This is a genomic window from Micromonospora cabrerizensis (assembly GCF_022230955.1).
In the GTDB taxonomy this organism is placed as follows: Bacteria; Actinomycetota; Actinomycetes; order Mycobacteriales; family Micromonosporaceae; genus Micromonospora; species Micromonospora cabrerizensis.
Window position 1 is genome coordinate 119836 of the sequence record NZ_JAKKFI010000084.1, and the last position, 15538, is coordinate 135373.

General features: G+C 71.1%; 18 protein-coding genes. 12 read left to right on the forward strand and 6 right to left on the reverse strand.

The features are described from left to right. Nucleotides 1-90: 90 nt before the first annotated feature. Nucleotides 91-999, reverse strand: a complete 909-nt coding sequence (locus LADH09A_RS22875; RefSeq protein ID WP_238647511.1) for an expansin EXLX1 family cellulose-binding protein — start codon at nucleotides 997-999, stop codon at nucleotides 91-93. Between the two features lie 114 nt (nucleotides 1000-1113). Continuing rightward, nucleotides 1114-1713, reverse strand: coding sequence for a TetR/AcrR family transcriptional regulator (locus tag LADH09A_RS22880; RefSeq protein ID WP_238647512.1), 600 nt, complete (start codon nucleotides 1711-1713; stop codon nucleotides 1114-1116). A 125-nt stretch (nucleotides 1714-1838) separates the two neighbouring features. Between LADH09A_RS22880 and LADH09A_RS22885 the strand changes: the two genes are divergently transcribed. From LADH09A_RS22885 to LADH09A_RS22895, 3 genes are all read left to right on the forward strand, one after another. After that, nucleotides 1839-2675 carry an SDR family oxidoreductase gene (locus LADH09A_RS22885; protein WP_238647513.1) on the forward strand — a complete coding sequence of 279 codons (837 nt, stop codon included), beginning with the start codon at nucleotides 1839-1841 and terminating at the stop codon, nucleotides 2673-2675. Between the two features lie 156 nt (nucleotides 2676-2831). Beyond that, the gene (locus LADH09A_RS22890) at nucleotides 2832-4058 is read left to right on the forward strand and encodes an epoxide hydrolase family protein (protein WP_238647514.1); all 1227 of its coding nucleotides are present in this window, start codon (nucleotides 2832-2834) and stop codon (nucleotides 4056-4058) included. Then, nucleotides 4059-5000 (forward strand): redoxin family protein, encoded by a 942-nt coding sequence (locus LADH09A_RS22895; RefSeq protein ID WP_238647515.1) that lies wholly within the window; start codon nucleotides 4059-4061, stop codon nucleotides 4998-5000. It begins immediately after the preceding gene. Here the strand turns inward: LADH09A_RS22895 and LADH09A_RS22900 are convergent. After that, nucleotides 4987-5871: a transglutaminase-like domain-containing protein gene (locus LADH09A_RS22900; protein ID WP_238647516.1), complete on the reverse strand. Its 885-nt coding sequence runs from the start codon at nucleotides 5869-5871 to the stop codon at nucleotides 4987-4989. The two genes, LADH09A_RS22895 and LADH09A_RS22900, sit on opposite strands and share 14 nt — an antisense overlap. 65 nt (nucleotides 5872-5936) lie before the next feature. Here LADH09A_RS22900 and LADH09A_RS22905 point away from each other — a divergent pair, with 65 nt between their 5' ends. Together LADH09A_RS22905 and LADH09A_RS22910 are read left to right on the forward strand one after the other, a co-directional pair. Then, on the forward strand, nucleotides 5937-6512 hold the full coding sequence (locus tag LADH09A_RS22905; protein ID WP_238647517.1) for a GNAT family N-acetyltransferase: 576 nt from the start codon (nucleotides 5937-5939) through the stop codon (nucleotides 6510-6512). A gap of 34 nt (nucleotides 6513-6546) precedes the next feature. Next, entirely contained in the window at nucleotides 6547-7050 is a 504-nt protein-coding gene (locus LADH09A_RS22910; RefSeq protein ID WP_238647518.1) for a hypothetical protein, read from the forward strand. A 121-nt stretch (nucleotides 7051-7171) separates the two neighbouring features. On the opposite strand, the gene LADH09A_RS22915 is transcribed toward LADH09A_RS22910, so the two are convergent. Next, nucleotides 7172-7762 (reverse strand): GrpB family protein, encoded by a 591-nt coding sequence (locus LADH09A_RS22915; RefSeq protein ID WP_238647519.1) that lies wholly within the window; start codon nucleotides 7760-7762, stop codon nucleotides 7172-7174. Nucleotides 7763-7905: 143 nt separating this feature from the next. On the opposite strand from LADH09A_RS22915, the gene LADH09A_RS22920 reads away from it, so the two are divergent. The 3 genes from LADH09A_RS22920 (at nucleotide 7906) to LADH09A_RS22930 (ending at nucleotide 10236) form a co-directional block, all read left to right on the forward strand. Beyond that, entirely contained in the window at nucleotides 7906-8772 is an 867-nt protein-coding gene (locus tag LADH09A_RS22920; RefSeq protein ID WP_238647520.1) for an AraC family transcriptional regulator, read from the forward strand. 151 nt (nucleotides 8773-8923) lie between these two features. Further along, complete coding sequence (locus tag LADH09A_RS22925) at nucleotides 8924-9256, forward strand: PadR family transcriptional regulator (protein ID WP_238647521.1); 333 nt, start codon at nucleotides 8924-8926, stop codon at nucleotides 9254-9256. Next, nucleotides 9250-10236 (forward strand): hypothetical protein, encoded by a 987-nt coding sequence (locus LADH09A_RS22930; RefSeq protein ID WP_238647522.1) that lies wholly within the window; start codon nucleotides 9250-9252, stop codon nucleotides 10234-10236. Before LADH09A_RS22925 ends, LADH09A_RS22930 begins: the two co-directional genes overlap by 7 nt. Before the next feature lie 9 nt (nucleotides 10237-10245). Here LADH09A_RS22930 and LADH09A_RS22935 read toward each other — a convergent pair whose 3' ends face one another. After that, nucleotides 10246-10743: an NUDIX hydrolase gene (locus LADH09A_RS22935; protein ID WP_238647523.1), complete on the reverse strand. Its 498-nt coding sequence runs from the start codon at nucleotides 10741-10743 to the stop codon at nucleotides 10246-10248. Nucleotides 10744-10919: 176 nt separating this feature from the next. Between LADH09A_RS22935 and LADH09A_RS22940 the strand changes: the two genes are divergently transcribed. The 4 genes from LADH09A_RS22940 to npdG all read left to right on the forward strand — a co-directional run bounded on the left by LADH09A_RS22940 (nucleotide 10920) and on the right by npdG (nucleotide 14447). After that, on the forward strand, nucleotides 10920-11123 hold the full coding sequence (locus tag LADH09A_RS22940; protein WP_238647524.1) for a hypothetical protein: 204 nt from the start codon (nucleotides 10920-10922) through the stop codon (nucleotides 11121-11123). A gap of 82 nt (nucleotides 11124-11205) precedes the next feature. After that, nucleotides 11206-12057, forward strand: coding sequence for a histone (locus tag LADH09A_RS31785; protein ID WP_274529970.1), 852 nt, complete (start codon nucleotides 11206-11208; stop codon nucleotides 12055-12057). A gap of 85 nt (nucleotides 12058-12142) precedes the next feature. Then, nucleotides 12143-13573 carry an RNB domain-containing ribonuclease gene (locus LADH09A_RS22950; RefSeq protein ID WP_238647525.1) on the forward strand — a complete coding sequence of 477 codons (1431 nt, stop codon included), beginning with the start codon at nucleotides 12143-12145 and terminating at the stop codon, nucleotides 13571-13573. Nucleotides 13574-13748: 175 nt separating this feature from the next. Continuing rightward, nucleotides 13749-14447, forward strand: coding sequence for an NADPH-dependent F420 reductase (gene npdG / locus LADH09A_RS22955; RefSeq protein ID WP_238647526.1), 699 nt, complete (start codon nucleotides 13749-13751; stop codon nucleotides 14445-14447). Between the two features lie 107 nt (nucleotides 14448-14554). Here the strand turns inward: npdG and panB are convergent, their stop codons facing one another. After that, nucleotides 14555-15400 carry a 3-methyl-2-oxobutanoate hydroxymethyltransferase gene (gene panB, locus LADH09A_RS22960; protein WP_238647527.1) on the reverse strand — a complete coding sequence of 282 codons (846 nt, stop codon included), beginning with the start codon at nucleotides 15398-15400 and terminating at the stop codon, nucleotides 14555-14557. Between the last annotated feature and the right edge of the window lie 138 nt (nucleotides 15401-15538).

Sequence of the window (15538 nt, forward strand, 5' to 3'; positions counted from 1 at the left end):
CGCCGAGGGGTTACCAGCTCAGAGGTACCCGGCAGTGAGAGCCGTCGGTGAAACGGATGTTCCGCTGAAGGCTTCCAGGCGCAGGGCGGGTCAGCAGCGGGGGGCGTTGAGCGGAGCGGCACCGGCGAGCGCTTCGACGGTCGGTGCGACCGATTCGGTCGGGGTCGGCGAGGGCGTCGCACTGGGGGTCGGCGGGGCCGTGGGTGGGCTGCTGGGCGTGGGGGAGGCGCTGGCGAGGGTGGCCGTGCTGCGTTGGACCTGCTTCGTGACCATCCGGATGGTGGTGGCGGTCGCCTGGCGTCCGTACACGTCGGTGACCCTGATGCTGTAGGGCCCGGGGCCGAGCCCGCCCTCGACGGTCCAGTGGTTGTCGCTCTGGCGGGCTGCCTTGCGGAAGCCGCCGCCGGGCCCCTTGGCCTCGACCGAGCGGAGTGGGTTGCCGTGGTTGCCGACCTGCACCGCGAACCAGTACCGCGAGGCGCCGCCCTTCATCCGAAAGGTGAGGCCGCCGTCGAGCGGCGGGTTCACCACCGCCCGGTACGTCACCTGCGCGATGCCCTGCGACCGGTCGGCGATCTTGGCGAACGCCTCGTCGGACAGGTCGATCTTGCCGGACCCGCACCCGCCGCACCGGTCCATGACCATGACCCGGACGGTGCCCTGCGGGCCGGTCACGTCCAGGTAGCTGCCGCAGGCCGCGGACCCGGAGTACGCCGACGAGCCGAGGGCCACGTAGAGCCGATCCGCCGGTGGGCTCGGGAAGGAGCAGTTGCCGCCCGAGCGGCCGGCATCGTAGAAGCTGGCTTTTGCCTTGTGGACGGTGCTGCCGGTCGGTGGCGCGGCGCAGGCCGGGGTGGCACCACCGCGTACGGCGAGGGTGATGCCGAGTACGGCGGCCAGGGCGGTGACCCCGGCACCGGCCAACCAGTGCCGGACCCGCCGACGCGCCCGGAGGGTGCCGTTGGTGTCGTTCTCGGGGTCCGTACCTGGTGCCGCCACGGCGCCTGATGTTGCCGCACCGGCTCGCCGCGGTGCAACCAGATCCACTCGGCTACAAGGAAAGCGGGGTGTCCGGTGGCCCGGGATGGACCGGTTTCACGGAAGTCGAGTGGATCAAACAGGCCGGCGGGGGCGCAAGCCGTCGAGGGCGGTGGTGACGACGAGGTCGGCGTACGCGGCGGTGAGCGGCCCGCTGCGTTGCAGCCATCGGCTGAACAACGGTCCCCAGATCAGGTCCACCGCCACGTCGAGGTCGACGTCCTCGGCGAGTTGCCCGGCCTGCTGGGCGCTGCGCAGGCGCTGCCGCTTGGCCTCCTTCAGCGGCCCGTCCAGACGTTCGGCGTAGGCCGCCGCCAGCTCGGGGTCGAGCGCGATCTCGGTGGCCAGCGCGCGCATGGGTTGCTCGTACCGGGGATCGTTCATCTCCTCGACCGTGGCGCGGAGCACCAGGGTCAGGTCGGCGGCCAGGTCGCCGGTGTCCGGCAGCATCGGCGGACCGCCCTCGCTGGCCTCGCTGAGCAGGAGGAAGGCGTCGAAGATGACCGCGCCCTTGGACGGCCACCAGCGGTAGATGGTCTGTTTGCCGACGCCGGCGCGCGCGGCGATGCCCTCGATGCTGACCTTCGCGTACCCGATCTCCTGGAGCAGGTCGAAGGCCGCGGTGAGGATGGCGCGTCGGGAGGTCTCTCGCCGGCGGGCCGTGTTGGGGGTCATGGGGCACCACGATATCAGCGACGAGACGGACCGTCTCGTCTTGACGGCGACAGCGAGGCGGCCTAATCTCCTCCTCATGACGAGACGGACCGTCTCGTCTCGTTCAACGGAAGTGGAGATCCGACATGCGTACCTGGTTCATCACCGGCGCCAGCCGCGGCCTGGGCCGTGCCTTCACCGACGCCGCGCTCGACCGTGGTGACCGGGTGGTCGCCGCCGCCCGGACCATCGCCCGGGACGACTTCGACGAGCGGCACGGCGACCGGCTGCTCACCCTGACCCTCGACGTGACCGACCGGGCCGCGGTCTTCGCCGCCGTGGCCACCGCCGTCGAGCACTTCGGGCAGCTCGACATCGTCGTCAACAACGCCGGCACCCTGTCCATGGGAATGGTCGAGGAGTTCACCGAGGCGCAGGCGCGAGCCCAGTTCGAGGTCAACCTCTTCGGCGCACTGTGGGTCAGTCAGGCCGTGCTGCCGCATCTGCGCGCCCAACGGTCCGGCCACATCGTGCAGGTGTCCAGCATCGCCGCGCTCGGCGGCTTTCCGAGCACCGGCATGTACAGCGCCAGCAAATTCGCCCTGGAAGGCATGAGCGAGGCATTGGCAATGGAGGCGGCGGCCTTCGACATCAAGCTCAGCATCGTGCAGCCGGGCGGTTACTGGACCGACCTCTACACCAGTCTGACCGCCACCACCCCGATGGAGGCCTACGCGCCGCTGCGCGCCGAACTGGAACGACAGTGGGCGGAAGGATCGATCGACAGCGAGCCTCGGCTGGCCGCCGAGGCGTTGCTGCGTCTGGTCGACAGCGACGACCCTCCGCTGCGGCTCCTGCTCGGGAGCATGGTGTACGACCTGGCGTTCGACGTCTCCCGCCGACGGATGGACACCTGGGCGGGCTGGGAGCAGATCAGCCGAGCCGCCGAGCAGGCGGTCGCCGCGCCCGGGCAGGGCCAGTGAGGGACTGCTCGTATCGCCACGAGCCCGGGGCGCGGCGTTCTAGGCTCCGAGATATGGCGGCGGCGTGCCCATCTCGAATTGGCGCACAGGTCCGGGCAGTGCCTTCACCCCATGATTCCCCTCGCGAGGCGCAAACCTAGACGGAGAGGAACACGCATGGCTGTCAAAACCAAGACCCGTCCGGGCACGACCGAGATTCGGCCGTTCTCGGTCGACATTCCCCAGGCGGACCTGGACGACCTGAAACGGCGCATCGCGGCCACCCGCTGGCCGGACAAGGAAACGGTTGACGACCAGTCGCAGGGCGTGCCACTCGCAACGATCCAGGCCGTCGCCCGCTATTGGGAAAAGGAGTACGACTGGCGCAAGGTCGAGGCACGAATGAACTCCGTGCCGCAGTTCATGACCGCCATCGACGGCGTCGACATCCACTTCATCCACGTGCGCTCGAAGCACGAGGACGCGCTGCCGCTCATCGTCACCCACGGGTGGCCCGGGTCGGTGATCGAGCAGATGAAGATCATCGAGCCGTTGACCGATCCCACGGCGCACGGCGGCAGCGCGTCGGACGCCTTCCACCTGGTGATTCCCTCGCTGCCCGGCCACGGCTTCTCCGGCAAACCGACCGAGTCGGGCTGGAACCCGCAGAAGATCGCGACCGCCTGGACCGAGCTGATGAAGCGACTCGGCTACAACCGGTTCGTCGCGCAGGGCGGCGACTGGGGCGCGGTCATCGTGGACCAGATGGGCCTCCAGGCGCCTGCGGAACTGCTCGGCATCCACACCAACATGCCCGGTGCGGTCCCACCCGAGATCGACCTGTTGTTCCAGGGCGACACCACCGGCGCGAACAACGCCATGGGCTCGCTGCCGTCCGGTCTTTCCGCTGACGAGATGCGTGCGGCCGAGGAGGTCAACTACGTCTGGAAGCACGTCGCGTACGCCCTCATGATGGCGACGCGTCCGCAGACGCTGACCGGGCTGGCGGACTCCCCGGTCGGCCTGGCGTCCTTCCTGCTCGACCACGACGCGAAGAGCCTGGCCCTGATCGCGCAGGTCTTCGACGGGGCCAAGGCCGGCCTCACCCGCGACGACATCCTGGACAACATCTCGCTCTACTGGCTGACGAACACCGCGGTCTCCGCGTCCCGGCTGTACGCGGAGAACAAGCTGTCGTTCTTCGCCGCCAAGGGCGTCAAGGTCCCGGTCGCCGTGAGCGTCTTTCCCGACGAGCTGTACGAGGCGCCGCAGAGCTGGGCCGAGCAGGCGTACTCGAACCTCGTCTACTACAACAAGCTCGACGTGGGTGGGCACTTCGCGGCCTGGGAACAGCCGAAGATCTTCTCGGAGGAGCTTCGCACCGCCTTCCGGTCGCTTCGCTAGATGGCCGTGCACCTGCCCCCGCTGAACGGGGCGGCCGAGTGGCTCAACTCCGGGCCACTCGGCCCCGCCGACCTGCGCGGGCGCGTCGTGCTGGTGAACTTCTGGACGCTGACCTGCATCAACTGGCTGCGCCAGGAGCCGTACGTGCGGGCCTGGTCGCAGGCCTACCGCGACGACGGGCTGGTCGTCGTCGGCGTGCACACGCCGGAGTTCTCGTTCGAGCACGAGGTCGACGGGGTGCGCCGGGCGGTCGCGGCGCGATCGATCGACTACCCGGTCGCGGTCGACAACGACTACGCGATCTGGCGCGCCCTCGGCAACCAGTACTGGCCCGCGCTGTACTTCGTCGACACCGACGGCGTCATCCGCGACGAGCACTTCGGTGAGGGGCGCTACGACCAGTCCGAGCAGGTTCTCCAGCAACTGCTCGGCATCGAGCGCGACCCCGTACCCGTGCGGGGTCTCGGCCCGGAGGCGGAAGCCGACTGGGGTGACCTGCGGACGCCCGAGACGTACCTCGGGTTCAGTCGCGGCGAGCACTTCGCGTCGCCGAACGGCCCCGCGCTCGACGAACGCCGCGCCTACGAGCTGCCGGAGAGCCTGGGCCTCAACCAGTGGGCACTGGCGGGCGAGTGGACGATCGGGTCGGAGAGCGTCGTGGTCGATCGGGCCGGCGGCAGCATCGCCTTCCGGTTCCACGCCCGCGACGCGCATCTCGTGCTGGCCCCCGGGACGGGACGGTCGATCCCCTTCCGGGTGCTCCTCGACGGCGACGCTCCCGGCCCGTCACACGGCGTCGACGTCGACGAGGCCGGCAACGGCGTGCTCCAGGACGGCCGCCTCTACCAGCTCGTCCGCCAGGACGGCGCGGTCCGGGAGCGGACCCTGGAGGTCACGTTCGACGAACCTGGCGCCCAGGCGTACGCCTTCACGTTCGGCTGAGGCGCAGATCGACGGTGCTCACCGTGTCGGAGACCGGTGAGAAACTCCGCACCTGAGCGCCGGGACGCAGGCGGCTGTCCGTCGCGTACCGGTCGGTGAGCGCCTTCTCCGCGCCCTCGTCGCCGTCGTCGGCGGCGAGCAGCAGGGCGGCGATCTCGTCGGCGAGCGTGAGGTCGGCGTCGGTGAGGTCGTCGGTCATCGCGCCGAAGCTGTCCCACAGCAAAAGCTCGTCCTTCTGCCGGTGAGCCAGCTCCTGGATGACGTAGTCGTGGATGAACCAGGCACCGCGGATCGGCGATTCCGGGGCCACGCCGTAGACGTCGGGGTCGATCGCCCCGGCCCGGTACGCCGACCACACCCGTGCTGCCGAGTCGAAGAGCCCGGCCGTCGGGTCGATGTCGTAGCCGTCGAACCGCCGGTCGCCGGCCGGGTCGATCTCCGGGTCGGCCCAGACCCAGCGGTGGCCGTTCCAGTACTCCAACAGGACGTGATCGTGGTGCCAGCCGGGCGTGAAGTAGGAGGCGAACCCGACCCGGCTGCGGCTGGGAACGCCGTGTTGGCGCAGCACCGCCACCGAGAGCAACGTGTGGTCCCGGCAGCAGCCGGCCACCCGGTCGACGGCCGGGCGCTCAGCGGTGAGTGGCAGGGGAAAACGGGCCTGGTCCGTGTCCAGGATGCGGTCCACCCAGCGGCAGTTGACCTCATCGAGCCGGTCGGTGGGCAGGTCAACCCCGCCGGCCCGGTAGTGGACGATCACGTTGCGGGCGGTCGCCGCCACTGTGGGAATGTCGGTCGCCACGGCGTCGAGAAGCCCGCCGTGCCGACCGGGGTCGCTGTAGGGGGAGTGGTTCCGGTAGTCATCGAGGTCCATGGGGCCAGTCTCCGGTCCGCCACGGTGTCAGGGTCAAGGCGCCTTTCCGGATAGTGTCGACTGCTGTGACAGCGCCCGAGATCACCATCGCCACCCCAGCGGACCGTCCGGCAGTGGTCGACACGCTGGTCGCCGCGTTCGTCAAGGATCCCATCCTGCGGCACCTGTTCCCCGACGAGGAAACCTATCCGCGCTACGCCGCCGCCTTCTTCGGCAACCTCTTCGACAAGCGGGTGCACCGCTCGTCGATCTGGACGACCGGTGGGGGAGCGTCGGTCGCCATCTGGGAGCCACCGGTCGAGACGCCGGCGGCCGGCCACGAGACGCCGGCGGAAGCCCGATACCCCGCTGACGTTCAGGCCCGCGTCCAGGGCTACGACGATGCTCTGCACGCCGCCCTGCCCGCGTTCCCGTTCTGGTACCTCGGGGTCCTGGGCACCCACCCCGATAATGCGGGCCGCGGTTGGGGTCGCGCCGTCATGCGCGCCGGGCTGGATCGCGCCGCCGCCGACGGTCTGCCGGCGATCCTGGAGACCAGCAAACCGGCCAACGTCGAGCTGTACCGCCGTGCCGGCTGGGAGGTGCTGGGCTTCCTGTCGGAACCGGTGCCCACCTGGATCATGCAGCAGCCGCCGCGCTGAACACGCTGATTGCGCGCCTCCTACGATCGGCGGCGTGCACACCACCCCGGATGTGGAGTCAGATCCGGCGCACGTCCCCAACCCGTGCGTGCTCGACCCGGAGCGGGTCACCGAGTACCCGGGTTGGGACCTCCCGGATGCCGTGTGGCCGCAGATCGAGGGCACGATGAGGCAGGTCGCGCAGGAGACCGGTTGGGAGTACGAAACCGATCTGGCGGTCGCCTCGGGGATCAAGGTCGGCGGCTACCCCGGATGGACCCAGTCTCCGGACTGGCCGGTCTGCGAGTGCGGCTCGCGCATGAACCATCTGCTGACGGTCGCCAGCTGGGAGTTCGGCCGCGGTGACGAAAAGCGGTGGATTCCGGTAGAGGATCGTCCGGCGATGGCCGGTTGGGGATGGGACGCCGGCGACGATCACTCGTGGCGGACGATCCAGAACCCGAGTGGCCTCATGCTGGGCGACGTCGGCGGGATCTACCTCTTCGTCTGCACCGCCTGCCCCACCAGACCGTTCGACTACCGCTTCGACTGTTCCTGACGAATCCGGATGGTCACTGGCAGACTCACGTCCCCGGCCTACGGCCGAATCTTGGACAGTTTCCGTTAGCTAATAACGGAAACTGTCCAAGATCTATGCGTGACCACCAGCCAGGCTGGCCTCAGGCGGCGAAGATGCGCCCATAGATCTCGTCGATGACGTCGTTCTTCGCCAGGCTGTAATCACGGGATCGGTGCGCGGTGTCCCGCGCGAGGCGCCGCTTGGTCGCGGCGTAGAGCTCCCGGTCGTGGGGATGCGAGCGCAGCCAGTCGCGGAACAGCCGGTGCCGGACGGGTTCCGGCGCACCCTGCGGCCAGACGTGCAGGTTGACGTCCTCGGCGGGGCTGAGCAGCATCCGGTGCCCGTGCCACCAGGGCTCCCGCAGGACGAGCCGGTAATCGAGCCGTTCCAGGGCGGGGAGATATCCGGACTCCTCGGCGGTGTCCTCGACGACGAGGTCGATGTCGATGACGGGCTTGGCCGCGAGCCCCGGCACCGCCGTGGACCCGACGTGTTCCACCCCGATGATCAGGGCGCCCAGCGCCTCGGTGAGCGCCGAGCGGACGGTGATGAACCGCTGCGCCCAGGCCGGGTCGTACTCCTCGATGACGACGGACTCCCACGTCCGTGGTGGGTCGCCGACCAGGCCGGCCCCGACCTGTTCGGGGGTGCCGTGGAAGCGCTGTACGACGTCCTGCGGATACTCGGCCACGTCGACCTCCGGTGGAAGCGAAGTCCGCCAGGCTACGACACGGCGATCGGTGCGATCCCACCCGACCGATGCGGGCACCGGATGTCGGGTGGGCCACCGAGCCCGCGACCTAGCGTCGGTACTCGACAGGGAAGGAGATCCGGGTGCTGGATCGGCTCAACGAGGCCATGACGTACATCGAGCGGCACCTCGACCAGCGGATCGAGGTGGCTGAGCTGGCGCGGATCGCGCTGACGTCGGAGTACCACTTCCGGCGGCTGTTCTCCGCGCTGGCCGGGATGCCGCTGTCGGAGTACATCCGCCGGCGTCGGCTCACCGTTGCCGGCGCGGACGTGCTGGCGGGGGAGCGGACGTTGCTCGACGTCGCGGTGCACTACGGCTACGGGTCTGCCGAGGCGTTCGCCCGGGCGTTCCACGCCGTGCACGGCGTGGGGCCCGGAGAGGCTCGGCGTACGGGGGCAGCGCTGCGTGCCCAGCCCCGGATGTCCTTCCGACTCACCGTCGAAGGGAGCGGCAGCATGGAGTACCGAATCGTCAGCAAGGACGCGTTCGCGCTGGTGGGGCGCAAGGCCCGGGTCCCGCTGGTGCACGAGGGGATGAACCCGGCAATCGTCGCGTTCATCCGCAGCATCGACAAGGAGACGACCGCATGGATCGAGTCGCTCTCCGATCAGGAGCCGGCCGGGATCGTCAACGTCAGCGACAACCTCGCCGACCGCCGGGAGGAGGGCACCGAGTTGGACTACTGGCACGGTGTGGTGACCGGTGCCGTGCCACCGGAGGACCTGGACGCGCTGCCGGTGCAGGCCGGGACGTGGGCGGTGTTCACCACCTCCGGGGCGTTCCCGCAGGCGGTGCAGCACCTGTGGCGTGACGTGTTCACCCAGTGGTTTCCGTCCAACCCGTACCGCAGCCGACCTGGACCGGAGATCTCCCGGGTCCGGGTGTCCGCGGACGGCACCGAGGCGGACGCCGAGCTGTGGATCCCGGTGGAGCGGGCCGCGTCCTGACTCGCGGTGCCGGGTCGGCGGTGCGCCCGTCGACCCGGCACCCGCCGTTCACCGCCACTGACCGGGCGGGTGGTCGGGCCGCCGTAGATCCGCGAGTACGCCGAAGTGGTCGCAGTCCCCACCCTATGTAGAGTTCCGATACAGTGGTCGGATGCGGATCACCATTCCGGTCGCGAAGGTGCTCGCGGCACTGCTCGCCGAGCCCGACGCGCAGCGCTACGGGCTGGACCTGATGCGATTGACCGGCCTGCCCAGCGGCACCCTCTATCCGGTGCTGCACCGGCTGAGCGCGGCCGGCTGGCTGGAATCCGACTGGGAGACGATCGACCCCGTCGCGGCCGGCCGGCCGGCCCGCCGCTACTACCGGCTCACCGCTGTCGGGGTGACGCAGGCCCGTCAGGCGCTCGCCGACCTGCGCGCCGCGATCCCCGACGATCGTCCCTCGTGGGGCGGCACCGAGCCCACCGGAGCGCCAGCATGGTGACCCGCCGGGCCGCCGAGCTGCTGCTGGAGCTGGCCGCGCGCCGCTGGCCAACCGACGTCCGCGACGACCTGCGCCGCGAGTGGGCCGCCGAGCTGCACGTGCTCGCCGCGAGCGGTCGCCGGACGAAGATGCTCGGCTTCGCGGTCAGCCTGGCGGTCAGTCGGGCCGGCGCCCCGATCGTCGACCGCCGCCTGGTGCGCGGTCGGGTCGGCCGTACCGTGGCGGCGTTGCTGCTGTCCCCGATCGCCTGCGTCGGGATCGTGCTCGTCAGTGCGTACGCCCTGTACCCGATCCAGCGCGTGTTGGCCGAGAGCTGGTCGGATCGGGCGCAGAGGCCGCTCTGGGCGGCGTTCACCGTCGGGTTGGGGCTGCTGCTGGCGGTGTTCGCCGCGCGCTGGGCTCGGCAGACCGCACTCGACGGCCCGGTACACATCACGCTCGGCGTGGTGCTCCCCATCGGGGCGGCCACGGTCGCTCTCCTGTACGTCCTCTATCCGGACGACCTGGCTTCCACCCTGCCCGGTCTGCTGCTCTGGTTGGCCGGTCTGACGCTGGCCCTCTGGGCCGCGGCAAGCCTCGCCGCTCGGCATCGCCTCCGCGTGGCCTGGGCGGTGGGCGTCCTCGGCGCACTCGCCGCCGCCGACCTCGCGATGATTCTCGCCGTGGTCGACGCGATCTCGGCGGGCTATCGCGCTGGCCCGGTCATCGGTCCGACGCCGGTGGAGAGCATCGACCGGATCTCCGCGCCGCTGTGGCTCCTCGCCGCCTGGACGGACTGGAACGTCGGCCTACCCGGACCCGCGATTCCATGGGAGATCTTTGGAATCATCAGCAACCGGGTGCCGATCGAACCAATGCTCTACCTGGCCTGCACGCCGTACGCGCTCGCGTACACCATCCGGGCGGCGCGGTCGACCCCCGCCGAGCCGGTGGCACTCGCGCCAACGCCAGCCCCGACCCCGACCCCGTCGTCGGTCTGACCGCGTAGCTCAGTCGGGAACGTCGTCCCACGTCATGCCCGGCTCCAGGTAACCGGTCGACTTGTTGTCGCGCAGGGCGTAGGCGATGACCAGCAGGGCGTGCTTGTCCAGCTCGGGCAGCCGGTCCAATCCGAACCACCGCACGGCCAGCGACTCGTCGTCGTTGACCCGGGCGGTGCCGGCCACCACCCGGCACAGGAAGCCCAGGTTCAGGTATTCGCACTGGTCCCCGTTGGGGTACGTGTGCGGGTGCGACACGGCGCTGGACATCCGCACCGGCGCGACGTCCAGACCCGTCTCCTCCCGCACCTCGCGGACCAGCGCGGTCGCCGGCTGTTCGCCCGGCTCGACGAACCCGCTGATCACCGACCAGCGCCCGTCGTCGGAACGCTGGCCGAGCAGCAGCTCCCCGGCGTCGTTGCGGATCACCGCGCTGACGCTGGGCAGCCAGAGCAGGTCGTGGCCGACGTGCTCGCGCATCGCCACGATGTAGTCCGGTGTCGCCATCCGGCGATCATAGGCGCGCCCACACAGCGAGGCTCACCTGCGCATCTTCTGGTGTTCCAGTCCCACGCGTTTCGCCATTCCGGCCCGACGAACCCCATGCATATCTACTGTGGAGAGGGTCGGCGACTTGTGCGATCCGGTGGCGGCCTGCCGGTTCGCGGTGCACAGTGATTCCCATGAGCGACAGCGAACGTGGTGGGCAGTTCTACTGGTGCACCCGGCATCACCGGGTCGAGACGGACGCCGACGTGTGTCCGGCGAAGCACGTTCTCGGCCCGTACAACTCGGCGGCCGACGCGGAGAACGCCCTGCAACGCGTGCAGGAGCGGAACGAGGCGTGGGATGCCGAGGACGCTCGTTGGGCCGGGGAGGACAAGTAGGCGGCGCGGGACGGCCCGTGCCGAGGTATTTCGTGCTCCGCGAGGACGCACGCGAGAGCACGTCCCCAAGGAGGGAACCACGATGGCCGAAGCACAGCAGGCCACCACCCGCCCGGCCGCCCGACGCACCACCGCGAAGAAGACCGCCGCGGCGGAGCGCAACACGGCGGCGAGCCGGACCACCCCCGTCCGCAAGTCCACCGCGGGTGCGAAGGCGGCGAAGGCCCCGGCGAGGAAGGCCGCCGGCGGCGCGGGACGTGCCCCGGCGAAGAAGACCACCACGGCGGCCACGAAGGCTCCCGCGAAGAAGGCGACGACCAAGGCGACGACCAAGGCCACCACCACGGCCAAGAAGGCCCCCGCGAAGAAGACCACCACCCGCTCGACCACGGTCGCGGCGACGCGGGCCCCGGCCTCCGCGACGCGCAAGACCACCGCCGCCGCGAAGAAGACGACGGGTACGGCGAAGAAGACCGCGGGCACCGCGAAGAAGACCACCAGCGCCGCGAAGAAGACCGTGAGCGCTGCGAAGAAGACCACCACCTCGACGGCGAAGAAGACCACCGCCGCGGCGAAGGCACCGGCGCGTAAGGCCGCGACCAAGGCATCCGCCGTCAAGAAGACCGCGGCGAAGCGGACGGCGGCGACGAAGACGGCCGCCAAGAAGGCTCCGGCGAAGAAGACCGCGTCGACCGGTCCCGGCGGCGGCGCTCGCAAGGCCCCGGCGAAGAAGGCCCCGGCCGCGAAGGTGACGGGCACCTCGTCGACCACCGCGCGCAAGGCGGCGGCGAAGAAGGCTCCGGCGAAGAAGACCGTCGCGGCCAAGGCCCCGGCCCGCAAGGTGACCGCCCGCACGTCACCGGCCCGCCCTGCCGCCGCCCGCGCCACCGCCCCCCGGAGCCCGCGCAGCGCTGCCCGGAAGGCGACCGGCTGAGCGCAGGTCGACCCCGCTCACCCGGGGGAGATATCTCGGCCGGTCACCGGAAGCGGATCACCGGCGACGCTGTCAGGATTGACCCGTGGTCATCCGACGCGTACTCGCGCCCCGCATTGACTTCGGCGCGCTGCGCCGCGAACTCGGCCTGCCCGGGGAGTTTCCGGCCGACGCCCAACGTGAGGCCGACGAGGCGGCCGGCGCTCCGCCGCGACCGCCCGTCGACCGCACCGACGTACCGTTCGTCACCGTCGACCCGGCCACCTCCCGCGACCTGGACCAGGCGATGCACCTCTCCCGCCGCCCGGGTGGCGGTTACCGGGTGCGGTACGCGATCGCCGACGTCGCCTCCCACGTCACCCCGGGCGGCGCTCTGGAGGCGGAGACCTGGCGGCGCGGGCAGACCATCTACCTGCCCGACGGGAACGTGCCGCTGCACCCGCACACGCTCAGCGAGGGCGCAGCCAGCCTGCTGCCCGACGACGACCGGGCCGCGGTGGTGTGGACCATCGACCTGGACGCCGACGGCGGCACCGTGGCCGTCGAGCTGGAACGCGCCCTGGTCCGCAGCCGGGCCAAACTCGACTACGTCGGGGTGCAGGCGGCGGCCGACGCCGGGCGGCTGCCCGAGCCGATCGCGCTGCTGCCCGAGATCGGTGACCGGCTGACGGCCCGAGGGTTGCGCCGGGGCGCGATCAACCTGCCGCTGCCCGAGCAGGATCTGGAGCCCGACGGCGAGGGTTGGCGGCTGGTGCTGCGCGCGCCGGCGCCGATGGAGGAGTACAACGCCCAGATCTCCCTGCTCACCGGCATGGCTGCCGCCGACATCATGCTGGCCGGCCGGGTCGGGTTGCTGCGGACGATGCCCGCGCCGAAACCGGAGGCCGTGCAGCGGCTGCGGGCCGCCGCCGCGCCGCTGGGCGTGCACTGGCCCGACGATGTGGGCCCGGGTCAGGTGATCGCCGGTCTGGACGCCTCCCAGCCGCGTGCCGCCGCGTTCATCGACCAGGCGGCCGAGCTGATGCGCGGTGCCGCGTACACCGCCTTCGACGGGACGGTGCCGGAGCAACCGGAGCACGGTGGCGTGGCAGCCACGTACGCCCACGTGACGGCGCCGTTGCGACGCCTGGCCGACCGGTACGCCACGGAGGTCTGCCTGGCCCTGCACGCGGGCCAGCCGGTGCCCGACTGGGCCCGTGCCGCGCTGCCCCGACTGCCCGAGGTGATGGCCAGCACCGACCGGACCGCCTCGGCGGCCACCCGCGGTGCCGTCGAGCTGGCCGAGGCGGCGGTGTTGGAGCACCGGGTGGGTGAGACCTTCGACGCGGCCGTCCTCGACGTCGACGCCCCGCCCAACGGCAGGTCCCGGCCCCGACCGCCCGGTGGCACCGTCGCGCTGGACGCCCCGCCGGTGCGCAGCCGCTGCCTCGGCGAACTGCCACTGGGCGAACGGGTCCGGGTCCGACTGGTCACCGCCGACCCGGCGGCCCGTACCGTCCTGTTCGAGCTGGCCTGACCCGGGCCGCTCGCCTCGGCCCGGTCCCTGTCGGTGCCGACTGCCCGCCTCGGCCCGGTCCCTGCGGTGCGGTCGCTCCCGGCCCGGTCCCTGCCGGTGCGGCCGCTCGCGGCAGCGGGGATTCTCACAGCGCGCGGCGCTGCTGACGGAGCGAGCGGTTTGCGAGGATGAGGCCATGGCATACGACGCGAGCACGCTGCCCGACGTGTCCGGGCTGACGGTCGGCATCATCGGCGGCACCGGCGATCAGGGGCGAGGTCTCGCCTACCGGTTCGCCCGGGCCGGGCAGACGGTGCTGATCGGCTCCCGGTCCGCTGAACGGGCCGCCGAGTCCGCCGCCGAGATCGCCGCCCTGCCCGGTGTGCCGGCCACCGGCAGTGTCACGGGCGCGGCCAACGACGAGGTGGCCCGACGCAGCGACGTGGTGATCATCGCGGTGCCGTGGGACGGGCACGCTGCCACCGTCGCCGCCCTCGCCGAGCCACTCGCCGGCCGGATCGTCGTCGACTGCGTCAACCCGCTCGGTTTCGACAAGCAGGGCCCGTACGCGCTGACCGTCGCCGAGGGCAGCGCCGTGCAGCAGGCCGCCGCGTTGCTGCCCGACTCCCGGGTCTGCGCGGCGTTCAACCACGTCAGTGCCCCGCTGCTGGCCGACCCCGAGGTCGACCGGATCGACCTGGACGTGCTGATCTGCACCGAGGACCGCGAGCTGGTCGACATCGTCGGCGCGCTCGCCGCCCGGATCCCGGGGATGCGCGGCATCTACGCCGGCCGGTTGCGCAACGCCCACCAGATCGAGGCGTTCACCGCGAACCTGATCGCCATCAACAAGCGCTACAAGGCACACGCCGGCATCCGCGTCACCGATCTCTGAGTCGTCGCAGGCGGCGTGATCGACTCCGGTTTCGTGAAAACGCGGTGTCCCGAGGTCAGGGACACCGCGTTTTCGGCAAACCCGAGTGGATCACGCCGTGAGCATTCCTAGAAGGTGTGCTCGGCCGTCGGGAACTCGCCGCCTCGGACCTCGTCGGCGAAACGCCGGGTGGCGTCGGTGAGCACCCCGGCCAGGTCCGCGTACCGCTTGACGAAGCGGGGCGTCTTCCCGGTCCGCAGGCCGGCCATGTCCTGCCAGACCAGCACCTGCGCGTCGGTGTCCGGGCCGGCGCCGATGCCCACCGTCGGGATCGGCAGCTCGTGGGTGATCCGCTTGGCCACCTCGCCGGGCACCATCTCCAGCACCACCGCGAACGCCCCCGCCTCCGCCACCGCCCGCGCGTCGGCGAGCACCTCGTCGGCGGCGTCGCCCCGGCCCTGCACGCGGTAACCGCCCAGGGTGTGCTCGCTCTGCGGGGTGAAGCCGATGTGCGCCATCACCGGGATACCGGCGCCGACGATCGCGGCGATCTGCTCGGCGCAGCGGCGGCCACCCTCCAGCTTCACCGCGTGGCAGCCGCCCTCCTTCATGAACCGGACGGCGGTCCGCAGCGCCTGCGCCGGCCCCTCCTCGTACGAGCCGAACGGCAGGTCACCGACGACCAGCGTCTGCCGGGTCGCCCGCACCACGGCCCGCACCAGCGGAAGCAGCTCGTCGGCGGTCACTGGCAGGGTCGTCTCGTAGCCGAACACGTTGTTCGCGGCCGAGTCGCCGACCAGCAGCACCGGCACACCGGCCTGGTCGAAGATCGACGCCGTGTACTGGTCGTACGACGTCAGCATCGGCCACCGCTCACCGCGCTCCTTCGCGGCGATCAGGTCCCGGGTGCGGACCCGTCGGGTGGCCGGGCCGCCGTACAGCGCGGTCACCTCGTTCGGAGTGGACTCCACCATCTCTGTCTCCCTTCCTCGAGGCCGCCTGCGCGGTCCCCGGGTTCCGCCGCGATCGTCGCACCGTGAGACGGGATGACGGCAGGGCCCAGTGCAAGATGTCACTCCACCGAAAACCGCGAGGCCCGCGCCGCGTGGCCC